This is a genomic window from Pseudomonas sp. LBUM1676, assembly GCF_059695605.1.
The window spans coordinates 5,043,631-5,064,348 of record NZ_CP166777.1 but is presented as its reverse complement, the minus strand read 5'-3'; the positions used below and the strand labels follow the sequence as shown (position 1 = coordinate 5,064,348).

Here is a 20,718-nt window from a genome sequence, read left to right as displayed (position 1 = left end):
ATGCAATCGCTGCTGCAGCTGACCGACACCCAGATCAGCACCTGGGTGGCGACGTTCATGTTGCCGCTGTTTCGCGTGGGGGCGTTGCTGATGGTGATGCCGATCGTGGGCACGTCCCTGGTGCCGATACGCGTGCGCCTGTACTTCGCGCTGGCCATCACGGTGGTGATCGTCCCGGGCCTGCCACCGATGCCGGCGGTCAATGCGCTGGACTTGAGCGGGTTGCTGCTGATTGCCGAGCAGATCCTTATCGGCGCGGTGCTGGGGTTCGCCTTGCAGCTGTTTTTTCAGGCCTTCGTGATCGCCGGGCAGATCGTCTCGATTCAGATGGGCATGGGCTTCGCGTCGATGGTCGACCCCACCAACGGCGTATCGGTGGCGGTGATCGGGCAGTTCTTCACCATGCTGGTCACGCTGCTGTTCCTGTCCATGAACGGCCATCTGGTGGTGTTCGAAATCCTCACTGAAAGCTTCACCACGTTGCCGGTCGGCAGCGGGTTGATGGTCACGCATTTCTGGGAACTGGCCGGCAAACTTGGCTGGGTCCTGGGGGCGGCGCTGTTGCTAGTGCTGCCGGCGATCACCGCGCTGCTGGTGGTCAACATCGCGTTTGGCGTGATGACCCGGGCGGCGCCGCAGCTGAACATCTTCTCCATCGGTTTCCCGCTGACCCTGGTGCTCGGGCTGTTTATCGTCTGGGTCGGGTTGGCGGACATCATCAATCAGTACCAACCGCTGGCCTCCGAGGCCTTGCAGTGGTTACGCGAACTGGCACGGGCGCGCTGAGTCATGGCAGAGAGCGAAAGCGGTCAGGACAAAACAGAAGACCCCACGGAGAAAAAGAAAAAGGACGCCCGGGAGAAGGGCGAAATTGCGCGCTCCAAGGAACTCAACACCCTGGCGATCATGCTCGCCGGTGCCAGCGCGTTGCTGATTTTCGGCGGTGCACTGGCCCAGGAGCTGATGGACCTGATGCGCATGAACTTCACGCTGCCGCGGGAAGTGATCCTGGACCAGCGCGCCATGGGCAGCTACCTGCTGCATTCGGGGCTGATTGCCTTGCTGGCGATCCAGCCGGTGATGATCACCTTGCTGCTGGCGGCGCTGATCGGCCCGATTTCCCTGGGCGGCTGGTTGTTCTCGGCGGGGACCATGGCCCCCAAGTTTAGCCGGATGAACCCCGGCGCCGGTCTCAAGCGCATGTTCTCCTCCAAAGCCGTGGTCGAGCTGCTCAAGGCCCTGGAGAAGTTTTTCATTATCCTGTTCGTGGCGCTGGCCGTGTTGTCCTCGGACATCGACGATCTGCTGCGCATCGCCCATGAACCGCTGGACATGGCGATCATCCACAGCCTGCAAGTGGTTGGCTGGAGCACGTTGTGGATGGCCTGCGGCCTGATCATCATCGCCGCAGTGGACGTGCCGGTGCAGCTGTGGGAAAGCGCCAAGAAGCTGAAGATGACCAAGCAGGAAATTCGCGACGAACATAAGGATCAGGAGGGGCGGCCGGAGGTCAAACAGCGCATTCGCCAGTTGCAGCGCGAAATGTCCCAGCGCCGGATGATGGCGGCAATCCCCGACGCGGATGTGGTCATCACCAACCCGACCCACTACGCCGTGGCGCTCAAATACGACCCGGACAAGGGCGGGGCGCCGACGCTGGTGGCCAAGGGCAGTGATTTCCTGGCGTTGAAGATGCGCGAGATTGCCGTGGCCAATAATGTGCTACTGCTCGAATCGCCGGCGCTGGCGCGGTCGATCTACTACTCCACCGAACTGGAGCAAGAGATCCCGGGTGGCCTCTACCTGGCCGTCGCTCAGGTCCTGGCCTACGTCTACCAGATCCGCCAGCACCGCGCGGGCAAGGGCAAACGCCCGGATCCGCTCAAGGATGATTTGCCGATTCCACCGGATCTGCGCCGCGATTCCTGACCAGCCCCAAACCAATCAGCCACACCAGAAAACCTGTGGGAGCGAGCTTGCTCGCGATAGGGGACTGTCAGCCAACATCAATGTTGGATGTGCCGGCCTCATCGCGAGCAAGCTCGCTCCCACAGGGTATTGCGCCATGGCTCAAGCCGTTCGCTAGCCCTGTGGATCGATGTTATCCAGCGCGCGATTCACCGCCAGTTCGCCCAGCATGATCATCTGCGCAATCGCCATCATCGTATTGCGCTGAGAACCTTTCAGGCATCCAGCAAAGTCATCAGCCACGACCCTGGCCGACGCCAGCGACTCACAGGCGTGCGCCAGCAGGCTCTCGGTATCGATCCCCGGCGCAATGACAAACATCGCGCCGGGCTTTCGCGCGGTGGCATTTATGCGGGCGGACAGCTTGATGTAGTCATCGAGAGCACGGTCGGCGGCTTCGTGGAGTTTTTGCCGATCGATTGAGGCGTCTTGAGAACCGTCTTCGGTTTCCGGCGGGTTGGGCGTTACTTTGAACATAGATGGAACTCCAAATCAGAAATGAGGAGCCATCACCCTCGCTACCAAACGAAGAGGTGGTGGCCATACGCGGGTTGGTAGACCGGTGACTTGGAAACCGGCGCGCCCGAAGGCGCCCTGCGCATGGCCACCATAAAACACAGACCGCAAGGCCTGCTTCAAGTGTGCTACGCACGAAGTCTACCGGGCTACCAAACCCGATCGCTGTTGTTCAGCGACCAAGAAACGATAGAGCCCGGCCCTCAGGCGCACAAGCCAGCGGATTCTGGCAAAGTCGTAGGCTGCGGCGCAAGGATGTGTAGGCTTTGTAAGTGACTGGAGATGTCGATTAAACATAAATGTTTAAAATCAAAAGATCGCAGCCTTCGGCAGCCCAAACAGACGCATACACCCTCTCGGAGCTGCAGAAGGCTGCGATCTTTTGACCTTGAAGCGGCAGGCCGCCAGTTACTGCCTAAAGTGAATGTAGCCGGGTCGTATGCCAGGTGAGCTTGTTGGAGTTGCTGGGCGCGGCCTTTTAACCTTAACTTGAGACCGGCTAAGGGGTGTCCTCTTTTTTGTCGCAGTCCCACTTTTCCTCGATTTTTCTGCGAACTTTTAACTTCAATGTAACTTATTAATTTCAGTCACTGAATTCGCTGAGATTACTGTCGTCTAAATCATCATGGCGCTGAAAATTTCTTCTTATTTTCTGCGTATTAATAAAATGCTCTTCTCTGTTTATAAAGGCCGGGGGAGGTGGGCGCCCGATGTCAGCATTTTTTGCCTCAGATGGGAGCAGAGGTCTTCCCAAAGTTGAAGAGTGTGACTCGATGGCAAATGCACTCTTATGATAATTTGTAACGCTCTTTGCGTGATAAGGCAGTATCCCTTTTTCGAAACCTTGGATGAATGGAGTACCACGATAAGCGCTTGTTAATTTTGGCATTGTTTCTGCCGATTTATATACAATCAATTTCATTTCTTTCGATGCAAGGGCAAGATTGCGCAAATCTGCTCCCACTACTTTTTCGACGATTGCTTTATAAATATATGGATGATTCTCAAATCTTCCAAGCAGCGCGAAATTCCCCAATGCTGAAGCTGGTTTTGCTACTGGGATCACCGAGGTTGGGGTTTCGCTGAACATCATCAGCGCCTTAAGCAAGAGAGCGTGCCCTGTCGGATCCCTCCGATTAACCGGATCACCCGCGCAATACGCATACGCATTTAACCCACCCTTCCCAAACGGACTCCAACTGTCCGGGCTGTTAAATCGCATCAGCACCGGATGAAACGCCCGATATCCATTCCCCAACAAATAACACCCAGTTATCGGATCCGGCCGTTCGCCGTTGAAGCCGAGCAGGCTGAGTAATCCGCTTTCACCAGGACGATGACCATAGGGCGAGTAGGCGATGGGTTGACCGGGACTGTCGGTCTTGAGCGCCTGCAACACCGAACGCTGTTGATCGGTTGCCAGCAGCGTGGAGTCGGGCTCCTCACCCTCACTCCGTTGTTGCGCCAACAACTGGTCGCCATGCTGAATGATCGAATAGCGCATTGCGCCCTGTATCTCGGTGACGAGCCTGCTTTTGCAGTAAAAGCGCTGGCGCTCGGGGATGTCTGGCAGGGCGTGACTGGTCAGTCGATCAAGGGGGTCGTAATGATATTGGCAGAGCACGGTTTCGCGCGGCGATGGCATGGGTGGTTGCTCCGAAGATCCGAAGTGCGGGAGCTCAGTATTGGCGGCTTTGCAAGGGTTGGGTACTAGCAGAACTGATAGGTTCGCTGGGTTTGTGCGTTTTGATTTGCTGGTCAGTAGCGCGCTTTCTGAGATATTCGCTGACCCCAAAAGGGGACGCTGTCCCGTCCTGATTAAGGTTTACACCTTCGGCAGCTCCTACAGGGTGCTCGCAATACCTGTGTAGAAGCTGCCAAAGGCTGCGATCTTTTGATCTTGAAGCGGCTGACCGGCTGTCACCGCCTAAGTGTGATGTAGCCGGGTCGCCTGCCAAGTGAGCTTGTTGGGATTGCTGGGCGCGGCGGTTTTTAACCTTGCTTGAGACCGGGTATTGGGTGACTTGGCCTGCTTTGATGAGTGGATGACTCACTGAGCCCTCCGGACATTATCATTGGAACTGCTTGGTGAATCAGGTGCCCTAAGGGAAAGTGCATCATGATAATTGGGTGGGCCACCAGGTGTATAGTTAATGACTCCATCCTGCGCAAGGCGATTAACTCTTGATTCGGTAACTCGCATAGCCTCGTGATGCACGAATCGAGTGTGTTTGTCAAATATACTAGTTATTTCATCCTCCATGTTTTTGTGTAGCGATTTTCTATTGTTGACTTTAAGGTCGTAAAGGATAGCTGTGTGTTTTTTCATGTTTTGCGTGGTGGATGATCGAAGATAGAATATTTGTTCATTGTTGGTTATCTTGAATGGAGGGTTTTCAAAATAACTGAAGTCGCTGGTTATTTCAGACATGCTCTTGGTTATGGTCTTTTCCAATAAGATTTTTTCGGCTGTTGTGCCTATTTTTGCTGCCTCTTTTCTTAAAGCTCGTGCACCACCCAGACTTCTTTTTGTTGCATATAACGCATCTATGGTGTTTTTTCCTACTGGGGCTGATGAGTTTTTTGACATAGCACTAAGAAGGTTTTTTACCAAAGCGTGTCCTGTTGGGTCTGCTTTATTGATAGGGTCTCCTGCGCAATAAGCATACGCATTCAACCCGCCTTTCCCAAACGGACTCAAACCGTCCGGGCTATTAAACCGCATCAACGCCGGATTAAACGCCCGATATCCATTTCCCAATAAATAACACCCAGTCACCGGATCCGGCCGTTCGCCGTTAAAGCCGAGCAGGCTGAGTAACCCGTTTCCAACAGGGCGGTGACCATAGGGCGAATAGGCTATGGGTTGTCGTGGTTGATTCGTTTTGAGCGTGTGCAACACCGAGCGCTGCTGATCGGTGGCCAGCAGCGTGGTATCAGGCGCCTCCCCCTCACTTCGTTGTTGCGCCAACAGCTGGTCGCCATGTTGGACAATCGAATAAAGCATCGCCCCCTGTATCTCGGTGGCCAGCCTGCTTTTGCAGTAAAAGCGCTGGCGCTCGGGGATGTCTGGCAGGGCGTGACTGGCCAGTCGATCAAGGGGGTCGTAGTGATATTGGCAGAGCACGGTTTCGCGTAGCGATGTCATGGGTGATTGCTCCGAAGGTCCGAAGTGCGGGACCTCAGTATTCGCGGTTTTGCGAGGGTTGGGTACTAGCAGAACTGATAGGTTCGCGTGAGTTAGCCCGGTTGATTCAATGGGCCCGAAGGCTTCCTGAAAAGTGCTGCGGCAGTGTCGACCCCATCGCGGGCAAGCCCGGCTCCCACAGGTTTTGTGTTGTTCGTGAGATGGGCGGCAGCAGGGACGGCCTCTTCGCGAGCAGGCTCGCTCCCACAGGGGATCTGTGTTGTGCACAGAGTATGTGGCCAGCACAGATCCCCTGTGGGAGCGAGACCGGCTTGCCGGTGAAAGCGCCTGTCCTGTCGCCGCAAATTTCCGATAAAACATCACTACCCAAAAAACCCGCAAAAGTTGGAAGGCTTCTTGCAGTACCCCCTCTACGCCCGCATCTGGCGTCAAAAGTTTGCTTTAAAGGAACGGGGAAAGCCGGTGGATCGCTCTCAGTTATTCAACACTGCTCGCACGAATGTCGCCGACTTGAGTCGGGGCAATTTGGGTGTGCCGTTGTTGCTGCTGGTCATGCTGGCGATGATGATGCTGCCGATGCCACCGTTCCTGCTGGACGTGTTCTTCACGTTCAACATTGCCTTGTCGATCGTGGTGTTGCTGGTCTGCGTCTACGCCTTGCGCCCGCTGGATTTTGCGGTGTTCCCGACCATTCTGCTGGTGGCGACGCTGCTGCGGCTGGCGTTGAACGTGGCCTCGACGCGGGTGGTGATGCTCCACGGTCAGGACGGTCATGCCGCCGCGGGCAAGGTGATCCAGGCCTTCGGTGAGGTGGTGATCGGCGGTAACTACGTGGTCGGTATCGTGGTGTTCGCGATTTTGATGATCATCAACTTCGTCGTGGTGACCAAGGGTGCCGGGCGGATTTCCGAGGTCAGCGCGCGTTTCACCCTTGATGCCATGCCCGGCAAGCAAATGGCGATCGACGCCGATTTGAACGCCGGTTTGATCGACCAGAACCAGGCCAAGGCGCGACGCTCGGAAGTCGCCCAGGAAGCCGAGTTCTACGGTTCCATGGACGGTGCCAGCAAGTTCGTGCGTGGTGACGCCATCGCCGGCCTGTTGATTCTGTTCATCAACCTGATCGGCGGCATGGCGGTCGGTATCTTCCAGCACGGCATGACCTTCGGCGATGCCGGCAAGGTGTATGCGCTTTTGACCATCGGTGACGGTTTGGTGGCGCAATTGCCATCACTGCTGTTATCGACAGCCGCCGCGATCATGGTGACCCGTGCTTCCGGTTCCGAAGACATGGGCAAGCAGATCAATCGCCAGATGTTCGCCTCGCCGAAAGCACTGGCGGTCGCGGCCGGTCTGATGGCGGTGATGGGCCTGGTGCCAGGCATGCCGCACTTCTCCTTTCTCAGCATGGCGGCCCTGGCGGCCGGCGGCGCTTACCTGTTCTGGAAGAAGCAGAACTCGGTCAAGGTTCAGGCCCTGCAAGAGGTCAAGCGTCAGCAGGAGCTGCTGCCATCGCCGGCCCGCGCCCAGGAAACCAAGGAGCTTGGCTGGGACGACGTCACGCCGATCGACATGATCGGCCTGGAGGTCGGCTACCGCTTGATTCCACTGGTGGATCGCAACCAGGGTGGTCAGTTGCTGGCGCGGATCAAGGGTGTGCGCAAGAAGCTGTCTCAGGACCTGGGCTTCCTGATGCCGACCGTGCATATCCGTGACAACCTCGACCTGGCGCCGAGCGCCTATCGCCTGACCCTGATGGGGGTGATCCTGGCCGAAGCGGAGATTTACCCGGACCGGGAGCTGGCGATCAACCCGGGGCAGGTCTACGGTACGTTGAACGGCATAAACGCCAAAGATCCGGCTTTTGGTCTGGAAGCGGTCTGGATCGAAGTCAGCCAGCGCGCCCAGGCGCAATCCCTCGGATACACCGTGGTCGATGCCAGTACCGTAGTGGCAACCCATTTGAACCAGATTCTGTACAAGCACTCCAGTGAGCTGATTGGCCACGAAGAAGTCCAGCAACTCATGCAATTGCTGGCTAAAAGCTCGCCAAAACTCGCTGAAGAGCTGGTCCCGGGCGTGGTCTCGCTGTCGCAGCTGCTCAAGGTCTTGCAAGCGTTGCTGGCCGAACAGGTGCCGGTGCGGGACATTCGCAGCATTGCCGAGGCCATCGCGAACAACCCCGCCAAGAGTCAAGATACCGCCGCGCTGGTGGCCGCCGTGCGCGTCGGCGTATCCCGCGCCATCGTCCAAAGCATTGTAGGCACTGACTCCGAGCTGCCAGTGATCACGCTGGAGCCAAGGTTGGAACAGATATTGCTCAATAGTCTTCAGAAGGCGGGACAAGGCTCGGAAGAGGGCGTTCTGCTGGAACCAAGCATGGCCGAGAAGCTGCAACGTTCGTTGATCGAAGCGGCGCAGCGTCAGGAGATGCAAGGTCAACCGGTGATTCTGCTGGTCGCCGGTCCGATTCGCGCGATGTTGTCGCGGTTCGGCCGACTGGCAGTCCCGGGGTTGCATGTGTTGGCGTACCAGGAAATCCCTGACAACAAGCAAGTGACCATCGTTGCGACAGTAGGGCCCAACGGCTGAGGTAGTGGTGTATGCAAGTTAAGCGTTTTTTCGCCGCCGATATGCGTCAGGCCATGAAGCTGGTTCGTGATGAGCTGGGCGCTGATGCCGCCATCATTGGCAACCGCCGGATCGCCGGTGGTGTCGAGCTGACGGCGGCCCTGGATTACAAGCTGTCGGCGCTGGCCCCGCGGGTGCCGAACATGGAACTCGAGGACGAGCTGCGCAAGACCCAGTCGCGGATCGTCACCGCCCAGGCCGAACTGAGCCTGCGCAGCGAAGGCGAGAGCGACAATGCGACCAATCGCCAGTTGTTTGCCGGCCTGCCATTGACCGCCGCCGAACCGCTGATCGAGCCGACTTACACCGAACCCCAGCGTCCTGCGCCAGCGCCTGCCGCGGCAGCAGCAGGGGGTGTCGACCCGCGTGCGTTCGACTCGATGCGTTTCGAACTCAACAGCTTGCGTGAACTGATGGAAGTGCAGCTTGGCTCCCTGGCCTGGAATCAGCTGCAAGGCAGCCGTCCGGCCCAGGCCAACCTCTGGCGGCGCCTGCAACGCATCGGCCTGTCCGGCCCGCTGTCGCGGGATCTGCTGGCCATGATCACTGACATTGAAGAACCTCGTCAGGCCTGGCGCATGTTGCTGGCGCACCTGGCGCGGATGATCTCCACACCGGAAATCGAACCCCTGGAAGAGGGCGGGGTGATTGCCATGGTCGGCCCTGCCGGCATGGGCAAGACCACCACCCTGGCCAAGCTCGCGGCCCGTTACGTGCTCAAGTACGGCGCGCAGAACATCGCGCTGGTGAGCATGGACAGCTACCGTATCGGTGCCCAGGAACAACTCAAGACTCTGGGCCGCATCCTCAATGTCCCGGTGACGCACGTCGACCCGGGGCAGTCGCTGGTGCAGGCGCTGGATCCCTTGCTGCGCAAGCGCGTGGTGCTGATCGATACCGCCGGCCTTCAAGCCAGCGATCCGGCACTGCGCATGCAGCTCGAAAGCCTCGCCGGGCGAGGCATCAAATCCAGGAACTATCTGGTCCTGGCCACCACCAGCCAGAAACAGGTGCTGACCGCCGCTTATCACAGTTACAAGCGTTGCGGCCTCGCTGGCTGCATCCTGACTAAACTGGATGAAACGGCAAGCCTGGGCGAGGTGTTGAGCCTGGCCATCAGCCATGATTTGCCGGTGGCTTACCTGACCGATGGCCCGCGGATTCCGGATGATTTGCATCTGCCGCGTCGCCATCAGCTGGTCAGCCGCGCGGTCAGCGTGCAAATGCAGGAAGAACCCAGCGAGGAAGCCATGGCTGATATGTTCGCCGATATTTATCACAGCCCGACCAAACAGGTCGGCTGAGGTAGCAATGAATCGTTTTTGTACCTACATCGATGGTCTGCCATGCATTGTTCCGTTTGTGAACGCGCAGCCAGTAATGTGGCCTCCGTCTATGCAAGACAAGGTAATGAAATAACATGGGCAGCATGCATCCTGTACAGGTGATCGCGGTGACCGGCGGCAAAGGTGGCGTCGGCAAAACTAACGTGTCAGTGAATTTGTCCCTGGCCCTGGCGGAGCTCGGCCGGCGCGTCATGCTGCTGGACGCCGATCTGGGGCTGGCGAACGTCGACGTCCTGCTGGGACTGACACCCAAACGTACCCTGGCCGACGTGATCGAAGGCCGTTGTGAGCTGCGCGACGTACTGTTGCAGGGCCCCGGCGGCATCCGCATCGTTCCGGCCGCTTCCGGCACCCAGAGCATGGTGCATCTGAGCCCGGCGCAACACGCCGGCCTGATCCAGGCCTTCAGCGATATCGGCGATAACCTCGACGTATTGGTGATCGACACCGCCGCGGGCATTGGTGACTCGGTCGTCAGTTTCGTTCGTGCCGCGCAAGAAGTCCTGCTGGTGGTCTGCGACGAACCGACCTCGATCACGGACGCCTACGCCCTGATCAAGTTGCTGAATCGCGATTACGGCATGAACCGCTTCCGCGTCCTGGCCAACATGGCCCAGAGCCCGCAGGAAGGTCGCAACCTGTTCGCCAAGTTGACCAAGGTCACCGATCGCTTCCTCGACGTCGCCTTGCAATACGTCGGTGCGGTGCCGTACGACGAAAGCGTGCGCAAGGCCGTGCAAAAGCAGCGCGCCGTGTATGAAGCATTCCCGCGTTCCAAGTGTTCGCTGGCGTTCAAGGCGATTGCGCAGAAGGTCGATACCTGGCCGCTGCCTGCCAATCCTCGCGGGCACCTTGAGTTTTTCGTGGAGCGCCTCGTGCAACAAACGGCAGGACCGGTGCTATGACAGCCAGTGGCTATAACCTCTACAAAACGTCGGCCCGTGATTCGCAGTACGAGCTGATCGAGCGTTACGCGCCACTGGTAAAACGCATTGCCTATCACTTGCTGGCGCGTCTGCCGGCCAGTGTCCAGGTCGAAGACCTGATCCAGGCCGGGATGATCGGCCTGCTCGAAGTCTCGACCAAGTACGACGCCAGCAAAGGCGCCAGTTTTGAAACGTACGCGGGCATCCGGATCCGCGGCGCGATGCTCGATGAAGTGCGCAAGGGGGACTGGGCGCCACGTTCGGTCCACCGCAATACCCGGATGGTCAGCGACGCCATTCGCTCGATTGAAGCTAAAACCGGTCGCGACGCTAAAGATCACGAAGTTGCGGCCGAACTCCAATTGAGTCTCGACGATTATTACGGGATTTTGAACGATACCCTGGGCAGCCGGTTATTCAGTTTCGACGATCTGTTGCAGGACGGCGAACACGAAGGGCTGCACGAGGATGGCGCGAGTGCACATCCGGAGCCGTCGCGCGACCTGGAAGATGAACGCTTCCAGGCGGCGCTGGCGGACGCGATCGCCAATTTGCCGGAGCGTGAGCGACTGGTGTTGGCGCTGTACTACGACGAAGAGCTGAATCTCAAGGAAATCGGCGAGGTCCTGGGGGTCAGCGAATCCCGGGTCAGCCAGTTACACAGCCAGTGCGCGGCCCGTTTGCGGGGGCGTTTGGGGGAGTGGCGAGCGCGCTGAAGGCAGTGTGGGGACACTGCGAACGTGGCTGGTGTGGGGTTGAACCGCGCCGGTCGCGATCTGTTGTGCTCCAGACAGTCATCGAGTGCATCGCCGGATTGATTGAAATGGCGCGTCCAGGTGCTGGGCGCGTTTAAGACTGCTTGGAGGTCGAATTGGACAAGAACATGAAAATCCTCATCGTTGATGACTTCTCAACGATGCGGCGGATCATAAAAAACCTGTTGCGTGACCTCGGGTTCACCAACACGGTCGAGGCGGATGATGGCACTACTGCCATTCCGATGCTCAACAGCGGCAGCATCGACTTTCTGGTCACTGACTGGAACATGCCTGGCATGACCGGCATCGATCTGCTGCGTCACGTACGCGCCGATGAAAAGCTCAAGCACCTGCCGGTGCTGATGGTGACCGCTGAAGCCAAGCGCGAGCAGATCATCGAAGCGGCCCAGGCCGGGGTCAACGGCTATGTGGTCAAACCCTTCACGGCCCAGGCGTTGAAAGAAAAAATCGAGAAGATTTTCGAACGCATTGGTTGAGCAACTGCGCCACGGGGGAGCTATGGAACAAAAAGAATGTTCACAGGGCGATTTCGAATCGACCCTGAAAAAACACGCGGTCGAATTGGTCGAAAGCCTGGAAAAAGGCAAGTTCGGCGACGCGGTGCAATTGATCCATGAGCTCAACCAGACCCGTGACCGCGGCCTGTATCAGGAAGTGGGCAAGCTCACCCGCGAGTTGCATAGCGCGATCGTCAATTTCCAGATTGACCCGCACATGCCGCAAGCGGAGGAAGTGTCCCAGATCACGGACGCCACCGAGCGCCTGGGCTACGTGGTCCGGCTGACCGAAGCCGCGGCCAACCGCACCATGGACCTGGTCGAGAACGCCACGCCGCTGGTCAACGGCCTGAGCAACGAAGCCCAGGCTTTGAGCACTGATTGGGGCCGGTTCATGCGTCGCGAAGTCGGGGCTGAAGAGTTCCGCGAACTGGCCCGCAGGGTCGACGGTTTTCTGACTCGCAGCAGTGCAGACAATCGCATTGTGTCGAGCAACCTCAACGACATTCTGCTCGCCCAGGACTACCAGGACCTCACCGGTCAGGTGATCAAGCGCGTGACCCAGCTGGTCACCGAAGTTGAAAGCAACCTGCTCAAGCTCGTGCTCATGGCCAGTCAGGTGGACCGCTTTGCGGGCATCGAACATGACCGTGAAGCGATGCGCGCAGAAAAAGATCCGCAAAAACATCTCTCTCAGGGTGAAGGTCCGCAGATTCATGCCGATAAAAGAGAAGACGTTGTGTCCGGTCAGGACGATGTGGACGATTTGCTTTCCAGCCTTGGATTTTAAGACCTGTTAGGAGCACCCCATTAATGAGCTTCGGCGCCGATGAAGAGATCCTTCAGGATTTCCTGGTTGAGGCCGGCGAGATTCTAGAGCTACTGTCCGAACAGCTGGTCGAGCTTGAAAGCCGACCGGATGATGCGGACTTGCTCAATGCAATTTTTCGCGGTTTTCACACTGTAAAAGGGGGCGCCGGCTTCCTCCAGCTCAACGAGCTGGTGGAGTGCTGTCACATCGCCGAGAACGTGTTCGACATCCTGCGCAAGGGTGAACGTCGCGTCGACTCGGAACTGATGGACGTGGTTCTCGAAGCGCTGGACGCGGTGAACGGCATGTTTACCGAGGTTCGCGAACGCAGCCCGGTCACGGCGGCCACGCCTGAACTGCTGGCGGCCCTGGCGCGTCTGGCCGAGCCGCAATCGGCCGACGAAGCGGCGCCGGTTGCCGAAGTAGCGCCTGTGGCTGAAAGCGAGCCAGGTGACATCACCGATAACGAATTCGAACAACTGCTGGACTCGCTCAACGCCATCAAGGTGCAGGCCGAGGCCGCGCCTGCTGCTGTGACACCGGTCAGCAATCCTGCCGCGGCCAGCGACGAAATCACCGATGCCGAGTTCGAGTCATTGCTTGATCAGTTGCACGGTAAAGGCCAGTTTTGCGTCGATGCTGTGGCTGCGCCAGCCGCTCCAGCAGTGCCTGCCGCACCGACTGCTGCGAAAGCGGCAGGCGACAGCTCCGACATAACCGACGAAGAGTTCGAAGCACTGCTCGATCAACTGCACGGCAAGGGCAACTTTGCGGTCGACGCCCTGGAATCGGCGATTGCTTCGGCACCGGTCCCGGTCGCGCCCGTTGCCGCAGCGGTGGGCAGCGATCTGATCTCCGATCACGAGTTCGAAGCGTTGCTCGACGAACTTCACGGTAAAGGCAAGTTCTCTAAAGTCGGCACCGCTACCGGCGCCAGTGCTTCGGTTGCGACACCGGTCGGCAAGGCAGCAGCCCCCAAACCGGTCGCCAAAGCCCCTGAGCCAAAAGCCGAAGCAGCGAAGGCACCGCCGGCTCCTGCTCGTGCGCCGGCCGCGCCGCCGCCTGAAAAGCCCGCCAGCGAAGCCGAGACCACCGTGCGGGTCGACACCGCGCGGCTCGACGAAATCATGAACATGGTCGGCGAGCTGGTGCTGGTGCGTAACCGCCTGGTTCGCCTGGGTGCCAACAGCGCCGATGAAGCCATGTCCAAGGCCGTGTCCAACCTCGATGTGGTCACGGCCGACCTGCAGACCGCAGTCATGAAGACCCGGATGCAACCGATCAAGAAAGTCTTCGGGCGCTTCCCGCGCCTGGTTCGCGACCTGGCGCGCCAGCTCAAGAAAGAGATCAACCTGGAGTTGGTCGGCGAAGAAACCGACCTCGACAAGAACCTGGTCGAGGCCCTGGCCGATCCGCTGGTCCACTTGGTGCGCAACGCCGTCGACCACGGCATCGAATCGCCGGAAGAACGCGAAGCCTCGGGCAAGTCCCGCGGCGGCAAGGTGATCCTCGCGGCGGAGCAGGAGGGTGACCACATCCTGCTATCGATCTCCGATGACGGCAAAGGCATGGACCCGAACGTCCTGCGTTCCATCGCGGTAAAACGCGGGGTGATGGACAAGGACGCGGCCGAGCGCCTGAGCGATACCGAGTGCTACAACCTGATCTTCGCCCCGGGCTTTTCGACCAAGACCGAGATCTCCGACGTGTCGGGTCGTGGCGTGGGCATGGACGTGGTGAAAACCAAGATTTCCCAGCTCAACGGCTCGATCAACATCTACTCGGCCAAGGGCCAGGGCTCGAAGATCGTCATCAAGGTGCCGCTGACCCTGGCGATCATGCCGACGCTGATGGTCATGCTCGGCAACCAGGCGTTTGCCTTCCCTTTGGTCAACGTCAACGAGATTTTCCACCTCGACCTGTCGCGCACCAACGTGGTGGACGGCCAGGAAGTGGTGATCGTGCGGGACAAGGCGTTACCACTGTTCTACCTCAAGCGCTGGCTGGTCCGCTCCGCCGCTCACGAAGAGCAGCGCGAAGGCCATGTGGTGATCCTTTCGGTGGGCACCCAGCGGATCGGCTTCGTCGTCGATCAACTGGTGGGCCAGGAAGAAGTGGTCATCAAGCCATTGGGCAAAATGCTCCAGGGAACACCGGGCATGTCAGGCGCCACCATCACCGGTGACGGCCGCATTGCGCTGATTCTCGATGTTCCGAGCATGCTCAAGCGTTACGCCACTCGGCGTATTTGATTCTGGCGCGGCGGGGCGACTGAAGCCCCGCTGCGTCTAATGGAGTGTTTATGGCAGTCAAAGTCCTGGTGGTGGACGATTCGGGGTTTTTCCGCCGCCGCGTCTCGGAAATCCTTTCGGCAGATCCGAATATCCAGGTCGTCGGCACGGCGACCAACGGCAAAGAGGCGATCGATCAGGCGCTGGCGCTCAAGCCGGACGTGATCACCATGGACTACGAGATGCCGATGATGGATGGCATCACCGCCGTGCGGCACATCATGCAGCGCTGCCCGACCCCGGTCTTGATGTTCTCCTCGCTGACCCACGAAGGCGCCCGGGTCACCCTCGATGCATTGGACGCCGGCGCGGTGGATTTCCTGCCGAAGAATTTCGAAGACATCTCGCGCAACCCGGAGAAGGTCAAGCAACTGCTGTGCGAGAAGATTCTCAGCATCTCGCGCAGTAACCGGCGTGTCAGCACCTACAGCGCTCCAGCCCCGGCTGCCGCGCCTGCGCCTTCGACTGTCAGCAGTTACGGCAGCAGCGCGCCTGCGCGTCCGGTTCCGTCACCCGCACCGGCACCGATGCCAACTCGCACCTATGCCGCGACGCCGTCGTCGCCAGTGCCGAAACGCAAAGCCTACAAACTGGTCGCCATCGGCACCTCTACGGGTGGCCCGGTTGCTCTGCAACGGGTGCTGACCCAGTTGCCGGCCAACTTCCCGGCACCGATCGTGTTGATCCAGCATATGCCGGCAGCCTTCACCAAGGCCTTTGCCGAGCGTCTGGACAAGCTCTGCCGCATCAGCGTCAAGGAAGCCGAGGATGGCGACCTCCTGCGTCCGGGCCTCGCTCTGCTGGCACCGGGCGGCAAACAGATGATGGTCGACGGCCGTGGTGCGGTGAAAATCCTCCCCGGTGACGAGCGCCTGAACTACAGGCCGTGTGTGGACATTACCTTCGGTTCGGCGGCCAAGTCCTACGGTGACAAAGTTCTGGCGGTGGTGTTGACCGGCATGGGCGCCGACGGCCGCGAAGGCGCGCGCCTGCTCAAGCAGGGCGGCAGTTCGATCTGGGCCCAGGATGAAGCCAGCTGCGTGATCTACGGCATGCCGATGGCCATCGTCAAAGCCGAACTGGCTGATGCGGTGTATGGCCTGGACGACATCGGCAGGCATCTGGTCGAGGCGTGTAGCTGATGGATGTACTGAGCCTGATCGGGATCATCCTGGCGTTCGTTGCCATTATCGGCGGCAACTACCTGGAAGGCGGTCACCTCGGCGCCCTGGCCAACGGCCCGGCGGCATTGATTGTCATCGGCGGCACCGTCGGTGCGGCGCTGCTGCAGTCGCCGATGAGCGCTTTCAAGCGCGCCATGCAGATTCTGGGCTGGATCCTGTTTCCACCCCGGGTGGATCTGGCCGGCGGCATCGATCGCGTGGTGAACTGGAGCCTGACCGCGCGCAAGGAAGGCCTGCTCGGACTGGAAGGGGTGGCCGACGCCGAACCCGACAACTACTCGCGCAAAGGCCTGCAACTGCTGGTGGACGGCGCGGAACCGGAATCGATCCGCAGCATCCTGGAGGTGGATTTCTACACCCAGGAAAGCCGCGACATCGAAGCCGCCAAAGTCTTTGAAAGCATGGGCGGCTACGCGCCGACCATCGGCATCATCGGTGCGGTGATGGGCCTGATCCACGTCATGGGCAACCTGGCCGATCCGTCCCAATTGGGCAGCGGCATCGCCGTGGCTTTCGTCGCAACCATTTACGGCGTGGCCAGTGCCAACCTGTTGCTGCTGCCGATTGCCGCCAAGCTCAAGTCCGTCGCCCTGCGCCAGTCGCGTTATCGCGAAATGTTGCTCGAAGGCATCCTGTCGATCGCCGAAGGTGAAAACCCTCGCTCCATCGAGCTCAAGCTTCAAGGCTTCATGGATTGAGGGGGAGTGGATCATGGCCCGTCGCCGGCAACCTGAAGAGCACGTAAACCATGACCGTTGGCTGGTTTCCTATGCCGACTTCATCACCTTGCTGTTCGCCTTTTTCGTGGTGATGTACTCGATCTCTTCGGTCAACGAAGGCAAGTACAAAGTCATCTCCGAAGCCTTGCTCGGCGTGTTCACCGACGCCGATCGCGCGCTCAAGCCGATCCCCATCGGCGACGAGCGACCGCAAACCGTGACCCCGGCCAAGCCGCTGGTCAAGGACAGCGAGCAGATCGACGCGGGCATCGCCCAGGCCGCCAGCGATCCGCTCAAACGCATCGCCGATGACATCAGCGCCGGGTTCGGCGACCTGATCAGCTCCAACCAGATGACCGTGCGCGGCAACGAGTTGTGGGTTGAAATCGAGCTCAATTCCAGCCTGTTGTTCGGCAGCGGCGACGCCATGCCCAGCGACATCGCGTTCAACATCATCGACAAGGTCGCCGCGATCCTGAAGCCATTCGACAACCCGATTCATGTGGAAGGTTTCACCGACGATCAACCGATTCGCACCGCGCAGTACCCGACCAACTGGGAGCTGTCCTCGGCCCGCTCGGCGAGCATCGTGCGCATGCTGGCGATGCAGGGGGTGAACCCCGGGCGCTTGGCTTCGGTGGGTTACGGGGAGTTCCAGCCGGTGGCCAACAACGCCACGGCAGAAGGCCGGGCGCGCAACCGGCGCGTGGTGCTGGTGGTGTCGCGCAACCTCGATGTACGTCGAAGCATTACCGCTACCGGAGCCGCCAATGCCAAACCGGATGCCGCATTGAAGCGTGCTGGCACACAAACTGCACCGACCCCGGTCAAGTCGCCGGGACGAGAGAGCGCCGTCAATTCTCCGTCACCCGCATTAATACGCTGAGCTATTTCTCGGTCGGGCCTTTCGGCCGGGAGGAACAATCCAATGAGAGTCTGGGCAGTCGCCAATCAAAAGGGTGGTGTCGGTAAAACCACTACCTCCATCGCTTTAGCCGGGTTACTGGCCGAGGCGGGCAAGCGCGTGGTCGTGGTCGATCTCGACCCCCACGGTTCCATGACCAGTTACTTCGGTTATGACCCCGATCGTCTGGAACACAGCGTCTACGACCTGTTCCTGCACAAGGGCAGCGTGCCCGCGGGATTGCCCGGTCAGCTGCTGTTGTCCACCAGTCATGAACACATTTCCCTGTTGCCATCGAGCACCGCGCTGGCGACCCTCGAGCGCCAGTCGCCGGGCCAGAGCGGCTTGGGCCTAGTGATTGCCAAGAGCCTGGCACAGTTGTGGCAGGACTTCGATTACGCGGTGATCGACAGCCCGCCGTTGCTCGGCGTGCTGATGGTCAATGCCTTGGCGGCGAGCCAGCAGCTGGTGATCCCGGTGCAGACCGAGCACCTGGCGGTCAAAGGCCTGGAGCGCATGGTCAGCACCCTGACGATGATCAACCGCTCACGCAACCAGGCGCTGCCGTTCAGTATCGTGCCGACGTTGTACGATCGCCGCACCCAGGCCTCCATCGGGACGCTGCGGTTGTTGCGCGACATGTACCCGGAGGAAATCTGGCAGGGACACATCCCGGTCGACACCCGCTTGCGGGACGCCAGTCGTGCCGGCATGACGCCTTCGCAATTCGACAGCAAGAGCCGCGGCGTTCTTGCTTACCGTGCCCTGCTCAAGCACCTGCTGGCGGCACAACTCGTCCCGCAGGTGGCCTGAGATGAACCCGATCCCTGTAGGAGCAAGCTTGCTCGCGATGGTCGTCAACGATAACGCTGGAAACCTGACACCCCGCGGCGCTCTCAGGTTTTTCGCGAGCGAGCTCGCTCCTACGGTAGGGGTGTGTCATTGCGCAGGTGGCCTGAGATGAACCCGATCCCTGTAGGAGCAAGCTTGCTCGCGATGGTCGTCAACGATAACGCTGGAAACCTGACACCCCGCGGCGCTCTCAGGTTTTTCGCGAGCGAGCTCGCTCCTACGGTAGGGTCGTGTCAGTGAACCGGCCGGTGAAGATCACTTCGCGTCCACAACTGGCGCTGCAGTCGTATCTGGACAGCCTGTTGATGGAGGCGACCGAAGAGCTGCCGCTGGAAAACGAGGCGCTGCCTGAGGTTGCCGAGGTTGAAGCGGCACTGGATGAATTCCAGGCGGCGGTGCTGGAAGAGCAGGCGCTTGATGCGCAGAAATCCGTTGTGGCTGCCGCGCCCGCGGTTGCTCCGGTCGCGCAGGCGCTGGTGGTGCTCGAAGAAGCGCCGGCACCGGTTCTGGCACCCGTTTCGAGCATCGCCCCGCCGTCGCAAACCCTGGTATCGCCGGTGGTCGACGTCCATCAACCGCCCGGCGCCACGCCGCCAACGGTTGAACCAAACGGTCGTCCTGCATGGGCCGCCGAGCCGTTCGAATGCCTGTTGTTCGACGTGGCGGGGTTGACCCTGGCGGTGCCGCTGGTGTGCCTGGGTTCGATTTATTCGTTGGCCGGCCAGGAGCTGACACCGCTGTTCGGTCAGCCGGACTGGTTCCTCGGGATCCTGCCGAGCCAGGCCGGCAACCTGAAGGTGCTGGATACCGCGCGCTGGGTCATGCCCGACCGTTATCGCGATGACTTCCGTCAGGGCCTGCAATACGTCATTTCGGTGCAGGGCTACGAGTGGGGGCTGGCGGTGCATCAGGTCAGCCGCTCATTGCGCCTGGACCCCAACGAAATCAAATGGCGCAGCCACCGCGGTCAAAGGCCATGGCTGGCGGGCACAGTGATTGAACACATGTGTGCGTTGCTCGACGTTGCCGAACTGGCCGAACTGATCGCCAGCGGCGGGGCAAAGCACATGGGCGGCAGCAAGCCGGCCCGTAAACCGACATAGAAGCTACATCACAAACAGATGGCGGCACTCAAGCCGCCGCACGGGACACACACCGCCAGGGCGGTTTATCGAGGGGTCAGGGTATGAATGATAAGGCGTCGTCTGCAAAAGGTTCCGAAGATCCGATCCTGCAATGGGTAACCTTCAAGCTGGACAATGAAACCTACGGCATCAACGTGATGCGTGTTCAGGAAGTCCTGCGCTACACCGAAATCGCCCCGGTACCGGGCGCCCCGAGCTACGTGCTGGGCATCATCAACCTGCGCGGCAACGTGGTCACCGTGATCGACACCCGTCAGCGCTTCGGCCTGATGAACGCCGAGATCAGCGACAACACCCGTATCGTCATCATCGAAGCCGACAAGCAAGTGGTCGGGATCATGGTCGACAGCGTGGCCGAAGTGGTTTACCTGCGCCAGTCGGAAATCGAAACCGCGCCAAACGTCGGTAACGACGAATCCGCCAAGTTTATTCAAGGCGTGTGCAACAAGAACAATGAATTGCTGATCCTGGTCGAACTGGACAAGATGATGAGCGAAGAAGAATGGTCGGACCTGGAGAACATCTGATTGATGCTTGAGGTAGCGGTCATTGTCCTGTTCCTCTTCTGGGCAGGCACGCTGGCAATGTTCCTGGCTTACGTTCGCGCGCAGAAGCTGATCGGCGAGCAACAGGCCCGGGACGATGCGCTGCGCGATCAACGCATCAAGGATCTGGCCAGGCGCGTCGAAGACTACCAGAACGGCAACGTGCGCATGGGTGAAGACCTGCATGCCCTGCGCGCGATGGTCGGGCCGTTGCCGGACAAGCTGGCTCAGCTGGAACAACGCGACCCCTCGAGCCTGTCGTTCGCCCAGGCGGCGCGATTGGTGGGGATGGGCGCAAGTGTCAACGAGCTGACGCAATCCTGTGGGTTGACCCAGGCCGAGGCGGAGTTGATGAGCAAGTTGCACAAGAGCTGACAGAACTGTTCACGACCCCCTGTAGGAGCGAGCTTGCTCGCGAAAATCGTCAACGATAAAGCGTTATACCTGGCACCCCGC

Annotated in this window: 19 protein-coding genes and 1 pseudogene; 17 read left to right on the top strand and 3 right to left on the bottom strand. The window is 59.7% G+C overall.

The features are described from left to right. Both fliR and flhB read left to right on the top strand, forming a co-directional pair. Positions 1–786 (top strand): flagellar biosynthetic protein FliR, encoded by a 786-nt coding sequence (gene fliR / locus ACA041_RS23330; protein ID WP_497437895.1) that lies wholly within the window; start codon positions 1–3, stop codon positions 784–786. Positions 787–789: 3 nt separating this feature from the next. Beyond that, complete coding sequence (flhB, locus tag ACA041_RS23325; RefSeq protein ID WP_497437894.1) at positions 790–1,929, top strand: flagellar biosynthesis protein FlhB; 1,140 nt, start codon at positions 790–792, stop codon at positions 1,927–1,929. Between the two features lie 153 nt (positions 1,930–2,082). On the opposite strand, the gene ACA041_RS23320 is transcribed toward flhB, so the two are convergent. From ACA041_RS23320 to ACA041_RS23310, 3 genes are all read right to left on the bottom strand, one after another. Continuing rightward, positions 2,083–2,445, bottom strand: a complete 363-nt coding sequence (locus ACA041_RS23320; RefSeq protein ID WP_497437893.1) for a DUF6124 family protein — start codon at positions 2,443–2,445, stop codon at positions 2,083–2,085. 622 nt (positions 2,446–3,067) lie between these two features. Continuing rightward, entirely contained in the window at positions 3,068–4,129 is a 1,062-nt protein-coding gene (locus tag ACA041_RS23315; protein WP_497437892.1) for an RHS repeat-associated core domain-containing protein, read from the bottom strand. Positions 4,130–4,534: 405 nt separating this feature from the next. Continuing rightward, positions 4,535–5,632, bottom strand: coding sequence for an RHS repeat-associated core domain-containing protein (locus ACA041_RS23310; protein ID WP_497437891.1), 1,098 nt, complete (start codon positions 5,630–5,632; stop codon positions 4,535–4,537). A 462-nt stretch (positions 5,633–6,094) separates the two neighbouring features. On the opposite strand from ACA041_RS23310, the gene flhA reads away from it, so the two are divergent. The 15 genes and pseudogenes from flhA to ACA041_RS23235 all read left to right on the top strand — a co-directional run bounded on the left by flhA (position 6,095) and on the right by ACA041_RS23235 (position 20,637). Next, complete coding sequence (flhA, locus tag ACA041_RS23305; RefSeq protein WP_497437890.1) at positions 6,095–8,224, top strand: flagellar biosynthesis protein FlhA; 2,130 nt, start codon at positions 6,095–6,097, stop codon at positions 8,222–8,224. Positions 8,225–8,235: 11 nt separating this feature from the next. After that, on the top strand, positions 8,236–9,567 hold the full coding sequence (gene flhF, locus ACA041_RS23300) for a flagellar biosynthesis GTPase FlhF (protein ID WP_497437889.1): 1,332 nt from the start codon (positions 8,236–8,238) through the stop codon (positions 9,565–9,567). 116 nt (positions 9,568–9,683) lie between these two features. Beyond that, positions 9,684–10,514 (top strand): flagellar synthesis regulator FleN, encoded by an 831-nt coding sequence (gene fleN / locus ACA041_RS23295; RefSeq protein WP_008001746.1) that lies wholly within the window; start codon positions 9,684–9,686, stop codon positions 10,512–10,514. Next, positions 10,511–11,251 carry an RNA polymerase sigma factor FliA gene (gene fliA, locus ACA041_RS23290; protein WP_497437888.1) on the top strand — a complete coding sequence of 247 codons (741 nt, stop codon included), beginning with the start codon at positions 10,511–10,513 and terminating at the stop codon, positions 11,249–11,251. The genes fleN and fliA overlap by 4 nt, the downstream gene beginning before the upstream one ends. 167 nt (positions 11,252–11,418) lie before the next feature. Beyond that, positions 11,419–11,790: a chemotaxis response regulator CheY gene (locus tag ACA041_RS23285; RefSeq protein WP_162493647.1), complete on the top strand. Its 372-nt coding sequence runs from the start codon at positions 11,419–11,421 to the stop codon at positions 11,788–11,790. A 22-nt stretch (positions 11,791–11,812) separates the two neighbouring features. Beyond that, entirely contained in the window at positions 11,813–12,601 is a 789-nt protein-coding gene (locus tag ACA041_RS23280) for a protein phosphatase CheZ (RefSeq protein ID WP_497437887.1), read from the top strand. 23 nt (positions 12,602–12,624) lie between these two features. Then, positions 12,625–14,874, top strand: a complete 2,250-nt coding sequence (locus ACA041_RS23275; RefSeq protein WP_497437886.1) for a chemotaxis protein CheA — start codon at positions 12,625–12,627, stop codon at positions 14,872–14,874. 50 nt (positions 14,875–14,924) lie between these two features. Next, positions 14,925–16,055 (top strand): protein-glutamate methylesterase/protein-glutamine glutaminase, encoded by a 1,131-nt coding sequence (locus tag ACA041_RS23270; protein ID WP_497437885.1) that lies wholly within the window; start codon positions 14,925–14,927, stop codon positions 16,053–16,055. After that, positions 16,055–16,795 carry a flagellar motor protein gene (locus tag ACA041_RS23265; protein ID WP_497437884.1) on the top strand — a complete coding sequence of 247 codons (741 nt, stop codon included), beginning with the start codon at positions 16,055–16,057 and terminating at the stop codon, positions 16,793–16,795. Before ACA041_RS23270 ends, ACA041_RS23265 begins: the two co-directional genes overlap by 1 nt. Before the next feature lie 13 nt (positions 16,796–16,808). Next, positions 16,809–17,702 carry a flagellar motor protein MotD gene (motD, locus tag ACA041_RS23260; protein ID WP_497437883.1) on the top strand — a complete coding sequence of 298 codons (894 nt, stop codon included), beginning with the start codon at positions 16,809–16,811 and terminating at the stop codon, positions 17,700–17,702. Positions 17,703–17,744: 42 nt separating this feature from the next. Beyond that, positions 17,745–18,533, top strand: coding sequence for a ParA family protein (locus tag ACA041_RS23255; protein WP_497437882.1), 789 nt, complete (start codon positions 17,745–17,747; stop codon positions 18,531–18,533). A gap of 1 nt (position 18,534) precedes the next feature. Beyond that, positions 18,535–18,651, top strand: a pseudogene (locus tag ACA041_RS23250) (outer membrane lipoprotein carrier protein LolA); the annotation flags it as partial. Positions 18,652–18,808: 157 nt separating this feature from the next. Further along, positions 18,809–19,675 (top strand): CheW domain-containing protein, encoded by an 867-nt coding sequence (locus ACA041_RS23245; protein ID WP_497442158.1) that lies wholly within the window; start codon positions 18,809–18,811, stop codon positions 19,673–19,675. 83 nt (positions 19,676–19,758) lie between these two features. After that, positions 19,759–20,244: a chemotaxis protein CheW gene (locus tag ACA041_RS23240; protein ID WP_128869458.1), complete on the top strand. Its 486-nt coding sequence runs from the start codon at positions 19,759–19,761 to the stop codon at positions 20,242–20,244. Further along, positions 20,245–20,637: a DUF2802 domain-containing protein gene (locus tag ACA041_RS23235; protein WP_497437881.1), complete on the top strand. Its 393-nt coding sequence runs from the start codon at positions 20,245–20,247 to the stop codon at positions 20,635–20,637. Positions 20,638–20,718 lie beyond the last annotated feature (81 nt).